Source organism: Psychrobacter sp. R86515, assembly GCF_042466315.1.
Lineage (GTDB): Bacteria > Pseudomonadota > Gammaproteobacteria > Pseudomonadales > Moraxellaceae > Psychrobacter.
Map to the genome: position 1 here is coordinate 2,772,976 of NZ_JAXHCC010000001.1, position 19,769 is coordinate 2,792,744.

The window sequence follows — 19,769 nt, forward strand, 5'->3', positions numbered from 1 at the left end:
GGGTCTACAGATAGCATATAGATTATCAACCAAAACATGAAAACACTATATTGATAAAACCTCTAAGTCAGTACTCACAATGCTTCCACTAAAAATTGATAATAATAAGATTTGCCAGGTGGCTTTGTGAAAGTCGGGGTTTGTCGTAAGAGTGTTTAAAGGATAATTAAATGATTGAGCTTAAACCAATAGCTATTAAAGATATTTCAGAGCATAAATTTTTTATTCGATATTATCAACGTGGCTATCGATGGACAGAACAACAAGTTCGCCAGTTATTAGATGATATCAATAATTTTACACCAAGAGAAATCAAAGATACGACACCAGTTAAAAAAACTTTTTACTGTTTACAACCTGTTGTCTTGAAGAAACTATCATCTAATGCGATTCCAGATAGAGTGCTTGAAGGCAGTTGGTATGAGATCATCGATGGACAGCAACGACTTACTACTATTTATCTGATATTAAAATATATTAATGAGTTCTGGCCAAATATACAAAAGAAGCCAATGTTCAGCATCAATTACGAAACTCGCGAAAATTGTGCAAGTTTTTTATTAGATCTAAAATTTAATGAAGATGATTTAACGGTTGCTATCGATAAAACTAATATCGATTACTATCATATTTCTAAAGCTTATCAAACTATCAGAGACTGGGAATTATCCTATAGAGAAAATTATAAAAAATCTTTTTCCTCAGAAAAGTTTTTAGATAATTTTCTAAACTATTCAAAAATAATTTGGTACGAGGTTGAGCAAGAAGAAAACAGTATTCAACTTTTTGAAAGACTAAATCTTGGTAAAATTCCTTTAACTAATGCCGAGCTTACCAAGGCATTGTTTTTATCAACAGATAGTTTTAATGAGTTAGCGACTGAAACACAAAGAATTAAGCACTACGAAATCGCCTCGTTATGGGACGATATAGAGCACAAGCTTAATGAGCAGGATAGAAAGTTTTGGTCATTTATAACAAACAAGAAGCTAGAGGACTTCGATACTAAAATTGACTTAATTTTAGATCTAATTGCAGGCAAATCAGCGAATGATATTGATACCTTGCATACATTCATTTGGTTTTTAGATGAAAGCAAAAGAACTGTTACGAATAATTCTAGTTCCAGCTTGTCAATGGCTTGGGAGCGAATTGAGAGCTTTTATCACATACTTATAGAATGGAATAATGATAGAGAACTTTATCATCTTATAGGCTATCTTGTCTCAAGTAGACATGTAAAAGGCTACGACAAACCTTCACTAAACCAGTTGATTAAGTATGCAATGAGTCATACCAAAGATGAGTTTACAGCTCACATCAACAAGCACATTCAAAACTCAATAAGTCTTGGTTTTACAGATGATAATGTCACAGATCTTAGTTACGATAAAAATAAGGCAGTACTTTTCAACTTATTACTATTATTTAATGTAGAGGTTTATCGTACTTCAAAGACTATAGACGACTTTTATCCGTTTAAACAGCATAAGTCTAATCAATGGAGCTTAGAACACATTCATGCCCAAAACTCCGAAGGGTTAGATCAAACTAAAAAAGAGCAATGGATCCAATGGCTAGAAATGCATTTACCTGTACTTAAGGATCTAAAAAATCAACCTGAACTTGAAGTCGATCCTGCTATTAATACAATAATATCAGAATCTCAAGATTACATTAACAATAATATTACTCTGAGTTGGGAGCGATTTAATACCGTATTTGAAAAGATAAATAAGTTACTTTCTTCTAACCGTGATCAAAATAATACGCAAGTGCATGGTCTAGGAAATATGGCATTGCTTAGCCAACCAAATAACTCAGCGCTAAATAACTCAGCATTTGAAGTTAAGCGACGCCAAATTATTAAATTGGATAAAGAAGGCAGTTTTATCCCTATTTGTACCAAAAGAGTATTCCAAGGTTATTATTCTGATGCTAGTTCTTTAGATCCTAAGTACGTCTGGAGTCCACAAGATCAAGAAACCTACCTTAAAGAGATGCTAAATACCTTGTCTAACTACATTCCTTATGACCTTGATAGCTCTAATAACATCGCACTACTATTCGAATTAGATAACACTGTTCCCTTGTCACAGGATGACCTATGAGTATTACAGAAACAAAATTTATTGATCTACTTGAACAATACAAAGTCGTTATCCCACCTATCCAACGAGATTATGCGCAAGGCAGAGATAACGATGCGGTGAGAAGGATTCGTCATAGGTTTTTAAATGATATATCTGATGTATTAGCTGAAGATTATAACGATGCGCCTTTGAAACTTGATTTTATTTATGGCTATTTGGTTGAAGATGAAGATAACGAAAATAAAAAAAACAGTATACCTATTTTTAAACCATTGGATGGGCAGCAGCGGTTAACTACGCTATTTTTATTGCATTGGTATGCGTCAGTGCTAGAAAACAATGTAACCGATGATAATAAAGCTTTATTAGCCAACTTTTCATACGCTACTCGTGATAAATGTAGAAAATTTTGTGAAAAGCTGATCCACTTTTCACCCAACCAAGAGGTAGATAGTAAATCAATAAAGTTGCAAATTGAAAATCAACCATGGTTTTTTATCTCATGGCAAAGTGATCCTACTATTGCCTCCATGTTAGTCATGCTTGATGCAATTGAAACTGTTTTTAGCGCCAATAACTTAAAAAATGTTTGGGAAAAACTAACAGGGGATAGCCCAAGAATTGTTTTTTATTTGCTTGAAATGAAAGGTTTAGGACTGCCAGAGGATTTATATATAAAAATGAACTCTAGGGGCAAATCCTTGACCAACTTTGAACATTTTAAATCTCAATTTTCTGAAATAATCCCAGATAGCATGGTACTTATTTTTAATCAAAAAATTGACAATCAGTGGTCGGATTTATTCTGGAATATTCATAAGACCAACGAGAGTACTAATATCGATATTGCTGCTGAGGTCGATCAATCTTTTTTAAACTTTTATCAGTACATCACAGACTTGTTGATTATAACTAAAGATATAACAATCGAAGACAGCTATTGGTTAGAGATAGCAAATAAAGTTTATAAAAATAATTTAGATAACGTATATTTTCTATTTAAATGCTTAGATATGTTTGTTGAACAACAAAAAAATAATATAAATTATTTCTCTAAATTTTTGTACATTGAAAAGCATGATTTCTCTAAGTATAAAACAAGGATATTTTTTAACCACTCATCTATTGATTTTTTTAAAAAATGCTCTCAGTTTTATGACAATACAGTCAGAATAAATCCTTTCTCTATTGGTGAGCAATTGATGCTTTATGCATTTACCCTCAACCTCCAACAAAAATTTAACGATTTTCCCCTAAAGATAAGAAAAATTCGTAATCTAATCGCATCTTCTGAAGATCAGTTGAGGAAGGAGAATTTAAAGTCGCTATACAAAGAGATTGAAAATATTATTAATGATATCTTAATTGATGATAAAAGTGTTTTTTCAAAGCACCAAATATTTGAAGAAGCGAGTAAAGCACAACTTATTGTAGATTTCAAATATCTAGAAGAAGATATATATAAACTAGAAGATCATAAAATATTAAGAGGCTCAATCTCTATACTAGGTTTAAGTCATGATATTAAAGAATACGCTAAAATGTTTAATATAGCTTTTGCTGAAAATTTGGAAAGTGAGTATATATTAATAAGTCGTGCAATGACTACTATAGGAGATTATTCTCAGGGATATGGAAGTGGAAAGAGAAGGTTTGGTAATAGTAATGACAATAGCTGGCGTGAATTATTTACCAAAAGTGACAGAAGGAAAGATTATAACAATACAAGTGAAGTTTTGAGAAAGTATCTTAAAATTTCATTTGTTAACCAAAACTTCGATAACAAGCTAATTGTCGAAAGCTACTCACCTGAATCCTACCCATGGAGATTCTACTTTTCTAAGTATGATGGTTTTCATAACTATTCAAAAGGCTTCTTTCATTGGAATGATCGTATGAACAAACCTTATGAGTGCTATATGATTAATCAAGAAACTTTCAGAGGACAGTACTGGGATCCTTTTCTTTTAGATTTAAGAAAAAAGCATAAAAGCACATGTAGACTAGAAGATTATGGACATGACCTTCAATTTAGCTATGCAAACTGTATTTTTAATATCAAAATGCTAAACGATCATTTTAAATTTGATGCTCCCGAAGAGGATTCATTTAGTAATATTGCACTATCAAGAATTATAGAATATGGCATATTAGATGAGAACCGATGCATCGTAGTTCCACAAGATAATGAAGGTCATGATCTAATTGATCGTATAAAACTATGCTCAAATGCTTTATCAGATATAGAAAGCTTTTTGATTCATTCTTAAAGCTTGACCCCTGCCGTCAAATCCGTACAGTTAAACTTGGGAGATTTGAATCAAGCAGCTTGACGATAATAGTCAAACCATACCTGTCTTGGCGACTTATAGCCTAAACTCTTTTGAATCCTCGTTTGGTTGTAGTACAGCTCGATATAGCCGATGATATCATTGATTGCTATAAACCTTGTTTTATAGTCTTGGTAATACACTAGCTCATTCTTTAATGTGCCCCAGAAGCTTTCTATGGGTGCGTTGTCGAAACAATTGCCTTTACCACTCATCGAGCCTTTGAAATTATGCTGCTTGATGATTTTGTGATAGGCATGACTACAATACTGGCTGCCTCTGTCAGAGTGCACAATCAATCCTTGGCTTGGACGTTTATTCTTGATTGCCATATTGAGTGCACGACATACTAAATCTGCGGTCATTCGCTTATTGATAGCATACCCGACCAGCTCTTTGGTGTATAAATCTTTGACTCCAGCTAAATATAACCAACCCTCATTGGTCCAGATATAAGTAATATCACTGACCCACGATTCATTAGGATGCTTAGCATCAAATTGCTGATTTAGTATGTTTGGATAGACAAGCTTGTTATGGTTGGAATCAGTGGTGATTTTAAAGCGTTTGTGACGACGGCATTTGATGTCATGTTCTTCTTTAATGCTTCTGACCATATATAGGCTAATATCGTGCCCTTGCTCTATCAGCTTTGCGTGCAGTCGATCAGCACCATAACGTGCTTTTGTTTTACTATGTGCCGCTCTGACAAGTAGCTCAGATTGGTTACGGTGTATCTGTTGCTCACTAATATCACGACTCAGCCAGTCATAGTAGCTAGAATGCTTAACCTTTAGTACACGACACATAGTAGTGATACTAAAGAAGAGATCGTTGTTTTTGATAAAGGCGTACTTCACTAACTGTGCTTGGCAAAGTACGCCGTCGCCTTTTTTAATATCTCTCGTTCCTCTTCGGCTACTTTAAGCTGTCGTTTGAGCTGCTTTATTTCCTGAAGAGCCGTCATAAGATCAGGATCATATTGTTCTGTGCCGATAAGCTTGCCTTGATTGGCTTTATTATGCCAATTAGATAAGGTCTGCATGGCGATGCCAAGGTGCTTTGCGGTCGCTGAGATATTGCCATTATTGTCTGATATCTTCTTGACGGCCTCGGCTTTAAATTCGTCACTGTAGCTTCTTATTTTCTTGGTCATGATAAACTCCGATTAATACGCTTAGTTTACCAAGTTTAGGTGTACGGTTTTTTCAGCATAGCTCATAGCAGACTTAGGGTAACGATCCATAATTCGTTGATATAGGAATGCTTTAGGTGTGTCATCTATATATGATTCGTCTATATGGTATTTCATCGTTATACTCACTGATAATTAATGTTTTTTGATGTGGTTAGAAGTATCAAATTTTGGCACTAGTTAAATCACACTCGGTTTTATTTACTTATATTGCTGGTCATTGATTTGCTTTAGCATTTTTATCGTGTTTATATCGTAACTGCCTTCAAAATACTGATCCAAAAGCTCGTTAAAAACACATTTTTTATTAGGGGATGCTAAAGTAAATAACGTAAGTGAAGAGTGCAGCTTTAGATTGTCCGGTGAACCAAAGATATTTAAAGCGCTTTTATCAGGATGCAACAGCAGTAGTTCAGTACACTCTATTAGCCGTGCTCCAAGCACCTCATGCTGCAAATACGCTTGTGCTTGCTCCAGACTATCTATCGCAAAACGTCGAGACATTTTACTGTGCCCTAACCCTTTCACCTGTGGAAAAACAAACCACATCCAATGCGTGCGCTTACGACCTTGGGTCAGCTCTTCAATCACTTGTGAATAGATAGCATCTTGAGCTTGGATAAAATCATCAAATAGATCCTTGTTTATCATTGTCATTTTTCACACTCCTTGCTATTTAAGTAATGAGCGTTTGCCTACCTGCCACGCTCACAACGTGAGTAAAACTATATATAGTCAATGCTAGGCTAACCAGTCACATATATCGCTCCCATCCAGCAATGGTCAGGTCTATCAATCATCCTATTGCCGTAAAACACTTCTGCATCGTCAGCAATCCGACTTTCAACAGCAGTTGTAACGATAAAAAACTCATCAAGAGATAGCTTATGATCACTTTCAATATCAAGCATCATATACTCGATACTAAGACCTTTAGGAATTTGATTAAGTAGCTGATTAACGGCACTCTTTATTTGTTCTGAATCAGTCCTACCCGTTACCCTAGCCTGTATAAATTGGGCAGACTTCTCAGCCCCGCAGGATCTTTTGATATCATTAACATCTATACCAACTTTATCCCGATCAGATAGTATCGATTCAAACACGGTTTTTACCTGCTCAACTTCATCCGCCTTGCAAATGACGATCCCATCTATTACCTCGAATCTATCAGTACACTTATCCGTGGTTTGTAGCGCAAACAATGTGCCCAAACCTGTTTGTCTTTTTAACGCTAGCAATGATTGTTCATTCCAGCAGTCTTCGATAACAATAAACCCAACCTCAGACAAGAGGTAGTTGTCCGCCTGCGGCGTATATAAAGCAGTTAAAGGTATGGGCTTTATCTGAAGCTCATCGCTACGTTCTACGTTAATGTCGTTTTTTAGAGTCTGTTTATCTTTAACACTACTACCTACTGTCATACTCGGCTCCTCTTTAAAGTGAAATCATCAATCATTGTTATAAAGCTGCATCCCACTTTCTAGTCGCTCAAGAATAACTGTCTTTAACTCTAATGGTTCAATGACGACGTACAATTGCGACATACTTACCAGCCAATCTTGCAGACGAGTCGTATTAGCAACCGTAGCGCTGACCTGATTCCAAGTGTCATCAATAATAGTAATTTGCTGATCTATCGATAATGGGCGCTCATAAAGATGCTGACAGGCATATTTCTGTACTTTTAGAACTAGTTTGATCCGGATATTGTCTGTCGGCTCTAATCTACCCAGTTTATGCAAATGCTCTAATGCAAAAGTGTCTCGCCCTACCCAGTCAGGTATTGGCTCATTTATTACGCTAGCTCGGGTAATACGATTGACCGCAAAGTTGCGATGCTCCTCTAGCAGTTTATTATCATCGATATGATCATTTACTGGATTGAAGCCTGTGAGATAGATCATATTGTCAATAAAGATCAGTCCTTTGGGATAAACCACTCTTTGAACTGGTTTTTCTTCCCATTTATTTTGATAGCTTATTCGTAATTGACGATTCTGTAGCAGAGCCTGATGAATACTTCCAATCACCTCACTATCAAGCTTTGGCGCTTGCACGATACTAGGTAAGGTGATGAGATGATCTTGCCATTGTCCTAGCGGACTTTGGTGAAATTTATCTTTATCCTGTCGACGTAATTGAGTGAGCTTGTCTGTGATTCCTTGTTTAAAAGATACTGGTAAGTAGTTTGCGGTATATTTATCCAGTATCTCCCAAAAGAACACAGTTTGCTCGTTGATAACATCGATGCTAAAGCTGGGTTCAATATAAAACCGTGCTGTCTGGCCACTGATATTCTTGCCCCATGCTGGCACTCGGTTTAAGGCGTCACCATAGAAGACATCGTTAAATATTTGATTTAAGCCAATCAGATCGTTCTCTAAGTTTTTACGTTCATTAGCGAAATTATCTGGATCATCACCATAACTAACCATGAGCTCTGTTAATGACACAGCATCAGCCTCACTACGAGGCAAACATTGATATAAAGCAAATAGACGTGTTGACTTTGTATAGCTAGCGATTGGATGTGCAGGCATGGTAGCTTCTCTATTAGACTGATGAAGTAATCAACTTATTATTAAAATATATATTCAATCAAAACGAACCAAAATCGCAGTGCCATTATCATAAGCATTGCCATCTGAATCGTACACTTGATGTCAAAGCGTCTGTAGCCAATCATTGCTCGGTACTAAATCATGAATGCCGTCACTACAAATTTCGAGACTAAAGGAAATACCACAGACTTGGGCTATTGTTCCAGTAAGAGGTTCATATTAATCACTTAAAGTAGCTGTCATATTCATTCGCTTATTATTTATTATCATTAAGACAAGTATAGTAGACTACCTAGTAATCTATTTTCTAGGTTATATACTATTATAAATCTCATAGATTATCCCAAAATAATAGTTAGCTTTGATTGTTGTTAGGTCTAAGGGTATATCGCTAGTAAAGATAAATGAATTTATATACTATAGTCTAATCTTTCACTCCTACTTATAAGCCATCAACACATTAAACCTGCCATAAAAATAATAAAATACTTACTCTTGCTGATTATTGTAGATTTATCAAACCCTACTACTCAGGTGAAAATACCAAAGTTTTCTAGGGTACGTCGTTATCAACTTTAATAGGACAAAGAGTCGATTTTTTAATACACCCTAGTACTAAAAATTGATAATAAGCACCGTCTGATATAGCTTAGCGAATTTTTTAGTTTTCAAAGAAATACTTAGGTGGCTTGGGCAATATTGGGGTTTGACGGAAAACCAGAGTATGATAAAGACCATTAAACCACTACCTTCATTTATATTTGTTTTACTAAGAGAATCTATTAATGAGTGACGTTTTATCACTGTCCCAGTTAGAGCAATACCTTTCAAAAGCGGCTTGGATCCTAAAAGGTCCCGTCGATGCTTCAGACTTCAAAGTCTATATATTCCCCCTTCTATTTTTCAAGCGTATCTCTGACGTTTATGATGAAGAATACCAGCAGGCCTTAGCAGAGTCTGACGGCGATATTGAATACGCCTCTATGCCAGAGATGCACCGCTTTGAAATCCCGCAAGGCTGCCACTGGAATGATGTGCGTGAGACAACCATTAACGTAGGTCAAGCTATAGAACAGGCGCTACGTGGTATTGAGCAAGCTAACCAAGACTTTTTATACGGTATCTTTGGTGATGCTCAGTGGAGTAATAAAAATAAGCTGCCAGATAAGCTACTGATTGATCTAATTGAGCATTTCTCACAGTATCGACTCGGTCATGAAAATGCCAATCCAGATATGCTAGGCAATGCCTATGAATACCTGATCAAGCACTTTGCTGATTTAACCAATAAAAAAGCAGGTGAATTTTATACCCCGCGATCAGTAGTACATTTGCTAGGACTTATTCTCGACCCACACGAAGGTGAGTCTGTCTATGATCCTGCCTGTGGGACTGGAGGTATGCTTGTAGTGGTCAACTAATTTAGGACACCTGATAAGAGGTTTTGATTAAAGTAACGTCTTTCTTTTTCAGCCGGCGGCAAATAATGATTGAAGCTGTGCGGTCTTACCGTTTGGTAGTAGCCCCAGATATAATCGCTAATAGCACTTGATGCTTCAGCTATATCCTCGTAGCCACCCTTTGGCATCCATTCTGTCTTAAAGCTTCTAAAGAAGCGCTCAGTGGGTGCGTTGTCCCAGCAATTACCACGACGGCTCATACTTTGTGTCATACCCTCACAATCAGCTATCTCGTCAGCGAATTTCTCACTGGTGTAGTGCGACCCTTGGTCAGAATGAAACAGCACACCGCTTGGTTTAAGTCTAGTGTGATACGCCATCTGTAGCGCTGAGCTAGTTAAGAGACTGTTGGGAGAGTCAGAGACACTAAAGCCAACCACACGTCGAGCAAACAGGTCTAGAACAACCGATAAGTAACACCAGCCACCTTTGATACGAACATAAGTCACATCACCTGTCCAAACTTGATTAGGCGCATTTGGGCTAAACCTGCGGTCTAATATATTGTCATGGGTTCTATGCGCTTGATCAGCGTGCTTGTACTTGTGAGACTTAAGCTGACAACTGACCAAACCCATTTGCTTCATAAGCTTAGCGGCTAAGTAGCGCGTCAACCTAATGCGATGCTCATTCCACAGCATGGCGATAATGGTGCGAGTGCCTGCTGACTGCTTTGATTCGTTGAATACCTGACGTATCAAAGCTTTGAGTTTGACACGCTCAATATCAATGGGCTTAGCCTGTTTGCAGTAGTAGTAGGTGCTTCTCACTATACTAAATAGACGACACAACTGGCTTTTATTTAGGCGTTTGTCTTGCTCTACAAGCTTACTTATCAGTAGTAGCTTTTGAGACTGTCTGATGCCAGTAGAGCTGAAGCCTTTTTTAAGATGTCGCGCTCCATGGTCAATTGCTTAACTTGTTTGCGAAGCGCCTGTAGCTCTCGTTGTTCATCGGTGAGTGCCAAACCTTGAGTTGGCGTAACCCCTTGCTGCTCTTTTTTATACTTGCGTACCCAGTTATCTAGAGTAGAAGCTCCAATCCCTAACGATTCTGCCACTTCTGCAATCTTACGCTTATGATCAACCACTAAGCTGACGGCTTCTAACTTGAATTCTCGGGTATATTCTCTGCGTTTGGTAGTCATACTGGTTATCCTCTTTGGGGTAGTATAACCGCTTATGCGCTGTCCAATTTTATTATGCCACTACACCTATACCTTTAATAATCTAACTACTTCTTATTAAGATGTCTCTAGTCATAAGAAGACGCTCTATTAACAATAGATAACAATAATATTTTAGGTCAAATTCTTTATTCTATTGATTGATCACTGGTAATATGTCCTAGCTCATTTGTTGGTATAACCGTTGGTATAAGTAGAAATATTTTAAAATAAAATTATTTAAATCAATATCTTATTATTTACATATGGTTGATACTGGGCCCACCAAATTTAAGTACTAATAAAAAAGACCTTCAAGAGATTGGAGGTCTTTTTTATTGTCTGCTGTTTTCTTAGTAAATAACAACCATGTGTATAAGCATAGATATAGGCACTTTATTCAAGCCTCTTCGCTGACAGCGGATAATTATTGATGGTTTTGTAGTACTGATTTTTTTCAGACCTCTTGCGAGCCGCTATAGCGTAATGTGCTAGTTTTAGACCCGAAAAGCCTAACTATTAATATAGATAGGCTTTTCTTAGGTAAACAAGTGCTTTGCCTTTACAAATCAGTAATAAATTTATACACGTAATGACTATCTGTTCGTAGTAGACAGTTTTTATATAATCATTGAAGATGGCTTAATAAAATCCATGCACCGATGGCAATTAGCATCACACCACCAAATATTTCAGCTCTATGACCGATTAGGGAGCCCAATACCTTTCCTAACATCACCCCTAGCGTGACCATTACTGTAGTGGCCAAGCCAATAAGACCTGCCGCCAGTAAAATATTGACCTTTACAAATGCTAGGCTCACACCGACCGCCATGGCATCGATGCTGGTACCAAATGCAGTCAAAGCAAGTTTGAAAAAAGAATGTCTCGACGGTGCTTCTGCCGTTTCATCACTTGGCTTCATTCCCTCATATAGCATGTGCAGACCAAGCGCAAAAAGTATGACAAACGCGACCCAATGATCCCATGCCTCAATAAAAGACGCATCTATAAAGGATGTGGCAGAGTGACCAATTAACCAACCAATAATAGGCGTGATCGCTTCAATGGTGCCAAAAATAACACCCATTCTGAAAGCTTCGGTAAAACGAGGGTTTTTAAGACTTGCTCCTTTACTGATTGCCACAGAAAAGGCATCCGTAGACATAGAAAGCGCAAGTAATAGAAGTGCGATAGGGTTCATATGATTTTCTCTGGTCGAGTATAGAGTCCACGACATAGCCACACCCTCGACCTGCAGTGTAGATATATCGATGGTCTCGCCAACCGAGAGGTGTTCGCACCATGGCATGTGGCCAAGTATGTTGATACAAACGCTTTCGCAGTACGAAAGCAGGCTACTCCCCAAAGAGAGGTTAGATTAGCATTGATAAACTATAAGTCAATCATAAAATGCCGAAAAATAATTTTTGAACCTGATAAAGCATAAAGTTGGAAGCATTAACAAATACTCTTGGAGCAGATGAATGATTTAGAGAGTTATGAACATTAAAAAACCCTTCATGCTAACTTTTCATAGCCTGAAGGGTTTTTAATGCGTGGCGCTTTTTAGTAATCGACGGTATAGCTTAAGCCATAAGTCGTACCCGAGGCAGGTAGACGGTTTAAATCACCAAATGTTGTTTGATGATAGACTGTTAGATAGTCTTTATTAAGTAAGTTATAAACGCCATAATCTACTCGGCCGACTGGCATGTTTACTTGGCCCAATACATCAAGGGTCATATAACCGGTAACTGGTAAGGCACTAGAGTCAGGGTCTTGTTGTTGGTCTTTAAAGGCTTTATCATCACCGCCGATTGCCAGTGCTTGCAGACGAATATTGCTACCTTCATCGAAGTTATACTGAGCAAATGCCGTACCTTTTAGCGGTGTTAGACGTACTGCATCTAGCTCTAGCCAATCACCATCTTTGTCATACTGACCACGAGTGTACGCCACACTACCGCCTACTTGCCATTTATCACTAATGTCATGACTAAGTGACCCTTCCACGCCATAAACGCGCTCATCGGTATCGACAACTTCTACGGTATAACTGTCAGTAAAACGTACTACTTTGTCTGATTCGTTATAAAAACCACTCAAGCGTGCTGCTGTATCGCCATGTTTGCCTTGCCAGCCAAACTCGTAGTTGTTGGTTGTAATCGGTTGTACGTTGTCTGAATTAACCACGAAACCGGCACGTACGTCACGCAGCGCACGCTGGATATCCGCTGTGGTGAACCCTTGTGAAAAATTAGCAAATACTTGATCATTTGGGGTTAATTGATAGCTAGTACCGAGATTGAACAAGGTTTTGTCGTGATCTGTGCTGCCTTTTTCTACGTCGCCTGCTTGATAGTCAATGCCATAAGCTGCACTTGTCCCACTGATAGCAGGGCTATTAAAATACTCTTCAAGCAGCTGCTCATAGATGGGCGTAAAGGTATCAGTCTCAGATTTTAGCTTTTGATAACGCACACCAGCGCTAGTATGCCACTTGTCGGTTAGATCTACATCTGCATTGACAAAAGCGCCCCATTTATCGATGGTGGTATCTGGTCCACCATTGTAGGTAAGCCCATTGGTTTGGGCGGTCAAGCCATTACTAGCAAGGAACGTATTTAGGTCTTGACCATAGTAAGTTTGCTCACTGTTTTCGCGTTCGAAATCAGCGCCATAGCTAAACAGTGTCTTTTTGCCTGCGATTTCGGTTTCGGTTTGCATGGCTGCCCGTAAACCCATTACTTCGATATCAGCTTCTGACTGGGTTACAAATACTGCAGCACTGGTAAGCTTGTTCACGGTTGTTTCATCAGTCAAACCGTTGGCCTGCCATACTTCAGCTGCTTGGGTTGCTGCACTCTTGGCAGAAGGATAAAAACGGCCTTTTTCATCTCTATAATAACCCGTCACACTTAGGCTTGACCCTGCAATATCGTCATTATTATAGTTCAAGTTCATTGAGGTCTTAGTGGTATAAGGCTCGTTCTCTACGTTGGCACCATCGATAGCTTTTAAGGAAGGTTTTGCGCCAAATAACACTGCCAAACCATCACCATAATCTGGGCCGTAGTCGGTGTCTTGTTCATCTCTGTAGTAAGTCACTGCAAGATCAAGACGTTGGCTGTCAGTGAGCTCTACACCCAAGCTACCATTCACACTAAGCGATTCGGTATCTTGTTGGTCTGTTTGGTTGACATCTGGGCTGATTCGATTGCCTTTGCTATCAAACTTGCCGCCTTTATTATCATAATCAACATCTAGGCGACCATACACTCGCTCGCCGCCATATCCTAATGTTTGCCCTACATGATAACCCAATGAGTCTGACTCAAAATTACGACTGCTACTGACACCGACTCTAGTCTGTCTGATAGGGCCATACCCTACCAAAGATTTGGTCACAAGGTTAATCAGGCCACCTGCTGCACCAGCACCGTAGATACTGGTAGCACCTGAGAGTACCTCTACTCGCTCAAGCTGCGCAGGATCGATACTATTTAGCTCGCGTGAAAGACTACGTGAACTGCTCAAAGGCACACCATTCAACAAGAACTGTACAGGGCGACCGTGCATAGTCGTGCCATAGTTACTGGTTGAGCCACTACTAGCACCCAAACTCGGTATCAACTGTGCCAAGATATCACCAGTGGTACGGTCACCCGTTGCCTGCATCTGAATCTCGTTTTCAGTAATTACTTGGGTGACTGCTGGCATCTCACTAATTTTCTGTGCCAGCGCCGTGCCCGTTCTGGCTTTAGCAGTGACATTGATAGTGTCTAAAGTCACATTGGGAGTCTCATCAGACACAGTACTTGAAGCCAGTTCCGCTGAGGTCTGTGCATCTAATACGGCATCCGCTTCATTGACATTGTTTTGTGCATATAATTGCTGACTAATACAAAGGGTAAGAACAGATAGAGCAACTTGATGATGGCTTTTCATAATTATTTCACTTAGGTTATTTCACTTAGTTGAATAAATAAACAGTGATATGAGTAATATTTAGATAATAATACTGTGTGTACTAACTTTGTGAATCGTATTGTAAATGATAATCGTTTTTATTTCTATATGTATTTAAACTTTGGTAGTAGCGTTTATTTGTACTGCTTTCAGATATGGTTGACTATTTAACCTCTGATAATTTCATTAGTCATTGAATAACTTATCTAGCTCATTGTTACGATAAGCCTCAAAAAACATCTGAAACTTTACCTCATCTTCTTTATGCTTTTTTTGGCAATCTGATAATAGCTGCTGTGCGACATCAACAGACAATATAAATACGCCGTCATTATCCATAATGGCGATGTCGCCTGAACGAATCGTCGTCGTCTGCTCACCGAAGCGATAGGCAATATCGGACGCCAGCGTGCCTTGTGCTTGGTTGCTCTTGGACGTAGTCACAGCGCTGATACCCTGCGCAAATACGGGAAAGCCCAGCTGCTGAATTTGGAACGAATCAGTCGCCTGCCCAATGACAATGACCGCGGACAGCTTTTCATAAATAGCCGCGCAAGTTCGCAGTGATCCCCAACATGCTTTGACACCCAATACCTGAGCATCAATACATAACACATCATTGGGCGCTGCTTGAATCAATGCTTGGTTGATCACATCCGTGTTGTCAGAGGTTAGTTGCACCGTCAACACTCGGCCGACTATAGTAGCCGGGCATGGATTCAGTGCTTTGATATCTGGTAAATACCCCTCTTCCGTCAGATGACCTATGGTTGAGGTACCTATCTCTTTATAACTGTCTATAAGGTCGTGAATATCGATGTCATTCATTATGTTCTCATTATGGTATTTCATAATTTTAACCACTGTTCTTGACACGCTTGAACGGATTGATCGTTTTACTTTCTCCAGCGGGCATACTGCCATGAGGGTCAGAACCACGGGCAATCACCGGCAATAGCAATGTTTTATGCGGATAATGTGAAGTGTTCAATAGCTCATCACGAAGTACCTGACGTTGATCATCATCAAAATTGATAGTTACTAAGGATTCCTCGATACTTATCATTGCCTTGTGCCACAGCGTATCTTCATTAATATGATAGTGCTCAACCAATGACTCGATAATCGCTCGAAGATTAACCAGTAACCCTAGCGACTGTAGATAAAATATCAGCGCTTGCGGCGCCTCTCGATATAGACGGTTTTTAAAATCTGGCGGGCTCAGATATTCAGGATCTAATATGTGATGACGTGCCAGCCATGGTAGATAAATACGTACGGAATCATGGTCACGTAATAACAGACTGGTAAAATGATTGTCTTTTAATACGATAACAATATTTTGCCCGTGCATCTCAGGCGCAAACCCTAGGCGTAAGCATCGCAGCATCGTACCCAAAAACACATCACAAAGATTTTTAAAACACGCTATGACAGCGGGTTTTTTATTCTGTGGCGAGCCTTCTTGAAAGCTGTCTTGAGCACTGTTTTGGCTACTATGCTGTGTGCTATTCTGAACAATCCCGTCAAAAATGTGATGGCTAACACCTTGTTTGTAGACCAACATACCCAAGCTTGCCATCGGTAATAGTCGAATCGTATCGTCACACAGATCTGCTGGTAGTTGGCGTAGCATCGCGCCTAGATGCGTGGGTTTTTCTTGATAGAAATAAGGGTTAATAGCGCTTTTATCATGCAAATGAGACGGAGACATATAACCCCACCATAGGCGCTCATCCCACAACCGTAGCTGTGCTAATAGTACCGGGTCTAACGTTCTTGCCTGCATCAATATGGCTTGGTTTTTTTCACCATTGATCAACTTGAGAGCTGGTAAGTAGCGCTTTGAGTTCAATGCGTATACACCTATAGGCAGCTTAATGCTATTGGGCGTATCCGTATCAATCAACATACTGCGCATGGATGAGCTGGCATAAGTGATAAGCGCATCAAATTTGAGGGCGATAACTGTGCCACTGGCAAGATCGTCGGCATATATGTCATCAACTACATGAATCATTTGCCAAGGATGTACGGGCATCGCAATATGGGTATCTGCAATACCTTTATCGTCTAGCTCTCGCATCAAACTCTGCTGCTGCGTAGTGTCCAAAAGATAAGTCGCTGGATTTTGCGTTGCTGTGTTTTTAACATGCTCTGCCACCATGATATGGCTATTGGCAATGGCGACCCATACCAGCTTGATAGGCTGATTAAACTCTGCCATATAACGTTTGTATTCTATTTCCGTAAATCCTAACTTACCTTTTGCCAGTGGATGAAACGGACGATCCATGAGTGATGCCCACTGCTCCGCCGCAATCAAGGTTTGATGCCAATGCGCATACTGACAAACTGCCGTTGTGATGTTTGCCAGCGATGACTGTTGCTGAGCTATAAAAGAAGCCTCTAAGCTCTCTTTTAGCTTTAAGACACCGATATCAGATAAGCTGGCACCATCCATCATTGATAAAAAGATGTCTAACAATTGCTGTGCTGAGCTTACTGGCTCTAGCAAAACGTTATCTACATGACGCTTGCTATTAAGGTTATGTATGACAGGCAGACAGGATTTAGACAATCGCCACGGTGACGCATAAGCAGGCTCTACCAATAGTAATAACTGCCTCTCTTGGTCAACCTGCATCACCATTAACGTGTTGTCTTGGTCAAAAAAATCTTGATACTGCTGTGGCAGTGACTCTAAAAGTAGTGATTCTAAAAACTGATGCGCGTCTTGAGCTTGAGTCGTCTGATAGTTTTCTAAATACTCAGCGATGGTTGTCACTTGAATAAGGTGCTCATCCACCCACTGCTCTAATAAGAAACACTCTACTAAATGACTAATCAGCGACCATTGAATAGCCTCGACATCTGGCTCAGGGTTTGCATCAAGGTGGTTTTTTGGTACATAAATTTGCACAGGAAATAAGGTATGCATCGTCTTACCCCTGACTTTTAAACAGTGGGTTATTGATGTATTTAATCGGGAATGCTTTATCTCCGAATAATCGGCGCTTAGCCAGTGACTCAATGCGAGTTTGTTCAGCGAATACATCAAACAAGTCGAACCGTACTTGATGCTCTGGATGAGAGGTTTGATAGTCGGTCACGCAGTCAGCAACCTGTTGCCAAAACGCCATTTCAGAATAGTGATAATGCGTCTGCATAAAAATCGCAATATCTGACAACGCCACAAAGAATAAGCAAGCAACCGTCATGTCCCGAATGCCATCGGTATCTTCGGTCTCGATGAATGAGCCTCTATTTAAGGCAGCATGAGCAGGCGGCAAGCTATAAAAGTCTGGACGTAAGTGTTGTTGAGTCAAATGCGCGGGTGAATAACGAACCCCGTCATGCAAGTCTTTTAATAATATCTTGATGGGATAGCCATCTTCATGTACCAAGACGATGTTTTGCGCATGGCACTCTAGTGCCACACCATAACCAAATAAGATATGTAGTAAAGGGGTGACAGTAACCTTAATCAACTGCGCAATCCATGTCTCTACGCCATATTTATCAAGCCAAGGTGTTATCAGATGCGAGCCATCAGCATTGATATAACTGACACCATTGAGCGGGAATGCTGTTTGCCCTTTTGATAGATGCTGACTGACGTTTTCTCGCCAAATCGCAGCCAGCCCGCCATACATATTTGGATGCTGATAGCCACGTGTGCGTAACGCCTCATGGTCTAAACTAACGCCAACGGTCTCACCTAAAAATGCAATGGGTAATGCTTGGGCCGTCTTGTCGTCTGCAATCAGTTGATTCAACCAAGTGGTGACAACTGCCGCATTCATCACAGTATGCTTTGCTAGTATTCGCGTGCTTGAGGTATTAATCAAATGCATACTCAGCTTTAAGTAGGCTTTATCATTAATAGTGTCATTGTTACCATTGTCATCGCTATTACCAAGCATCGTCAATGAGCGAATAGACTGCTGAGCGCGGTACTGATGACCTGCACTACCTAAGTAGATAACTTCTTGCGTGGCAAGCAATGGCTGTAACGCTTGAATCAAGGTGTTTTGCCATTGCCAAGGATGCGCAGGTATAAGGCAATAATTATTAGCCGTCTCGTCTACTTCATGACTAGCTGTACCTTCGTCTTGCTTATTTGTGATTGTAAGTACTTCTGTGAGTTTGGCATTGAGTGCAGAAAACTCATCCGCACCTACATAATCTTTCACCCATTCATTGATATCGATGTCAGTAGTGGTATTGCTCACTAGTAGCTGTTTTTTGACCGCTAACCACACCACACCGATGTTTTGATCAAACTCTGGGCCATAGTCATAGTTATCTTGCAAATCAAAACCAATACGAGACTTAAAACACGGATGATAAGGATGACCTGCCGTCAAATAGCCTTCGAGTTGCTCATAAGTGAGCATATCAATAGGCATAGGTATATTAGAAGCCAGTATCTGAGATTGTGTTTCGTTCACTAAGGTGTGACGCAGCTCTTTGATAAAGCTGTCTTTTAGCTCCGCACCCTCAATATTAAGCAAGATATCACTGATTACATGCTCAAGAATGGCATCTTGGGCAACACCGTTAACCACTCGCTGTACATTCAGCTCATTCAAACGAATGATGTCAAAACTGTAATGAATATAGCCTTGCGCGGTATAACTAACATCATCACTTGCTTGTATGACAAAATTCAGCAGAGTCTCACTATCAGCACTATTAGCGGTGTTCGCACTTTCAGATTCAAAATCAATAATATTTTCATATAGTAATGCTTGTAGCAATTGCTTGATCACCCGTTGCTCAGCGCGTGCCATGATTTTAGAATCAATAGGTGCTTGCCACGGTTTGGTCGCATAAGTGACGTCAGTACTATGATTGCCATTACTGTTTTTGGTAGGGTTTACTAGATGATTGGGCATAGATATAAGCTTCCTGTCTGAAAATTGAATCAAATAAAATTATGAATTTAGATACATTTAAAGCGAATGATAATTATTTACGTTAGCAA

14 protein-coding genes and 1 riboswitch are annotated in these 19,769 nt (G+C 39.4%); of the genes, 3 read left to right on the plus strand and 11 right to left on the minus strand.

Translation table 11 applies throughout. The features are described 5' to 3' along the window. The first annotated feature begins 170 nt into the window (after nucleotides 1-170). On the plus strand, nucleotides 171-2,111 hold the full coding sequence (locus SJY28_RS11430) for a DUF262 domain-containing protein (protein WP_379544541.1): 1,941 nt from the start codon (nucleotides 171-173) through the stop codon (nucleotides 2,109-2,111). Then, complete coding sequence (locus SJY28_RS11435; protein WP_379544542.1) at nucleotides 2,108-4,363, plus strand: DUF262 domain-containing protein; 2,256 nt, start codon at nucleotides 2,108-2,110, stop codon at nucleotides 4,361-4,363. Before SJY28_RS11430 ends, SJY28_RS11435 begins: the two co-directional genes overlap by 4 nt. Before the next feature lie 50 nt (nucleotides 4,364-4,413). Here SJY28_RS11435 and SJY28_RS11440 read toward each other — a convergent pair. The 4 genes from SJY28_RS11440 to SJY28_RS11455 form a co-directional block, all read right to left on the minus strand. Next, nucleotides 4,414-5,579 (minus strand): IS3 family transposase gene (locus SJY28_RS11440; protein ID WP_379544527.1). Its coding sequence is split into 2 segments (ribosomal slippage): nucleotides 4,414-5,321 and nucleotides 5,321-5,579, totalling 1,167 coding nucleotides; the frame shifts between segments, so codons are not numbered across the junction. Nucleotides 5,580-5,819: 240 nt separating this feature from the next. Next, a complete protein-coding gene (locus SJY28_RS11445) occupies nucleotides 5,820-6,275 on the minus strand; it encodes a DUF1810 domain-containing protein (protein ID WP_198335225.1) in 456 nt (151 codons plus the stop codon). 89 nt (nucleotides 6,276-6,364) lie between these two features. Beyond that, nucleotides 6,365-7,042 (minus strand): hypothetical protein, encoded by a 678-nt coding sequence (locus SJY28_RS11450; protein ID WP_198335224.1) that lies wholly within the window; start codon nucleotides 7,040-7,042, stop codon nucleotides 6,365-6,367. A 27-nt stretch (nucleotides 7,043-7,069) separates the two neighbouring features. After that, the gene (locus SJY28_RS11455; protein ID WP_379544543.1) at nucleotides 7,070-8,161 is read right to left on the minus strand and encodes a helix-turn-helix transcriptional regulator; all 1,092 of its coding nucleotides are present in this window, start codon (nucleotides 8,159-8,161) and stop codon (nucleotides 7,070-7,072) included. 806 nt (nucleotides 8,162-8,967) lie between these two features. Between SJY28_RS11455 and SJY28_RS11460 the strand changes: the two genes are divergently transcribed. After that, the gene (locus SJY28_RS11460; protein ID WP_379544544.1) at nucleotides 8,968-9,603 is read left to right on the plus strand and encodes an N-6 DNA methylase; all 636 of its coding nucleotides are present in this window, start codon (nucleotides 8,968-8,970) and stop codon (nucleotides 9,601-9,603) included. On the opposite strand, the gene SJY28_RS11465 is transcribed toward SJY28_RS11460, so the two are convergent. From SJY28_RS11465 to SJY28_RS11495, 7 genes are all read right to left on the minus strand, one after another. Further along, complete coding sequence (locus tag SJY28_RS11465) at nucleotides 9,600-10,553, minus strand: IS3 family transposase (RefSeq protein WP_379544995.1); 954 nt, start codon at nucleotides 10,551-10,553, stop codon at nucleotides 9,600-9,602. The two genes, SJY28_RS11460 and SJY28_RS11465, sit on opposite strands and share 4 nt — an antisense overlap. Then, complete coding sequence (locus SJY28_RS11470) at nucleotides 10,478-10,789, minus strand: transposase (RefSeq protein WP_379544545.1); 312 nt, start codon at nucleotides 10,787-10,789, stop codon at nucleotides 10,478-10,480. Before SJY28_RS11470 ends, SJY28_RS11465 begins: the two co-directional genes overlap by 76 nt. A 646-nt stretch (nucleotides 10,790-11,435) precedes the next feature. Then, a complete protein-coding gene (locus SJY28_RS11475) occupies nucleotides 11,436-12,047 on the minus strand; it encodes a manganese efflux pump MntP family protein (RefSeq protein ID WP_379544546.1) in 612 nt (203 codons plus the stop codon). Then, nucleotides 12,019-12,186: riboswitch (yybP-ykoY riboswitch) on the minus strand. It overlaps the preceding gene by 29 nt. A 190-nt stretch (nucleotides 12,187-12,376) precedes the next feature. Beyond that, entirely contained in the window at nucleotides 12,377-14,758 is a 2,382-nt protein-coding gene (locus SJY28_RS11480; RefSeq protein ID WP_379544547.1) for a TonB-dependent receptor, read from the minus strand. Between the two features lie 207 nt (nucleotides 14,759-14,965). Further along, nucleotides 14,966-15,607 carry an RraA family protein gene (locus SJY28_RS11485; protein WP_379544548.1) on the minus strand — a complete coding sequence of 214 codons (642 nt, stop codon included), beginning with the start codon at nucleotides 15,605-15,607 and terminating at the stop codon, nucleotides 14,966-14,968. Nucleotides 15,608-15,635: 28 nt separating this feature from the next. Next, a complete protein-coding gene (locus SJY28_RS11490) occupies nucleotides 15,636-17,720 on the minus strand; it encodes an IucA/IucC family protein (RefSeq protein WP_379544549.1) in 2,085 nt (694 codons plus the stop codon). A 4-nt stretch (nucleotides 17,721-17,724) separates the two neighbouring features. Then, nucleotides 17,725-19,680: an IucA/IucC family protein gene (locus tag SJY28_RS11495; RefSeq protein WP_379544550.1), complete on the minus strand. Its 1,956-nt coding sequence runs from the start codon at nucleotides 19,678-19,680 to the stop codon at nucleotides 17,725-17,727. Nucleotides 19,681-19,769 lie beyond the last annotated feature (89 nt).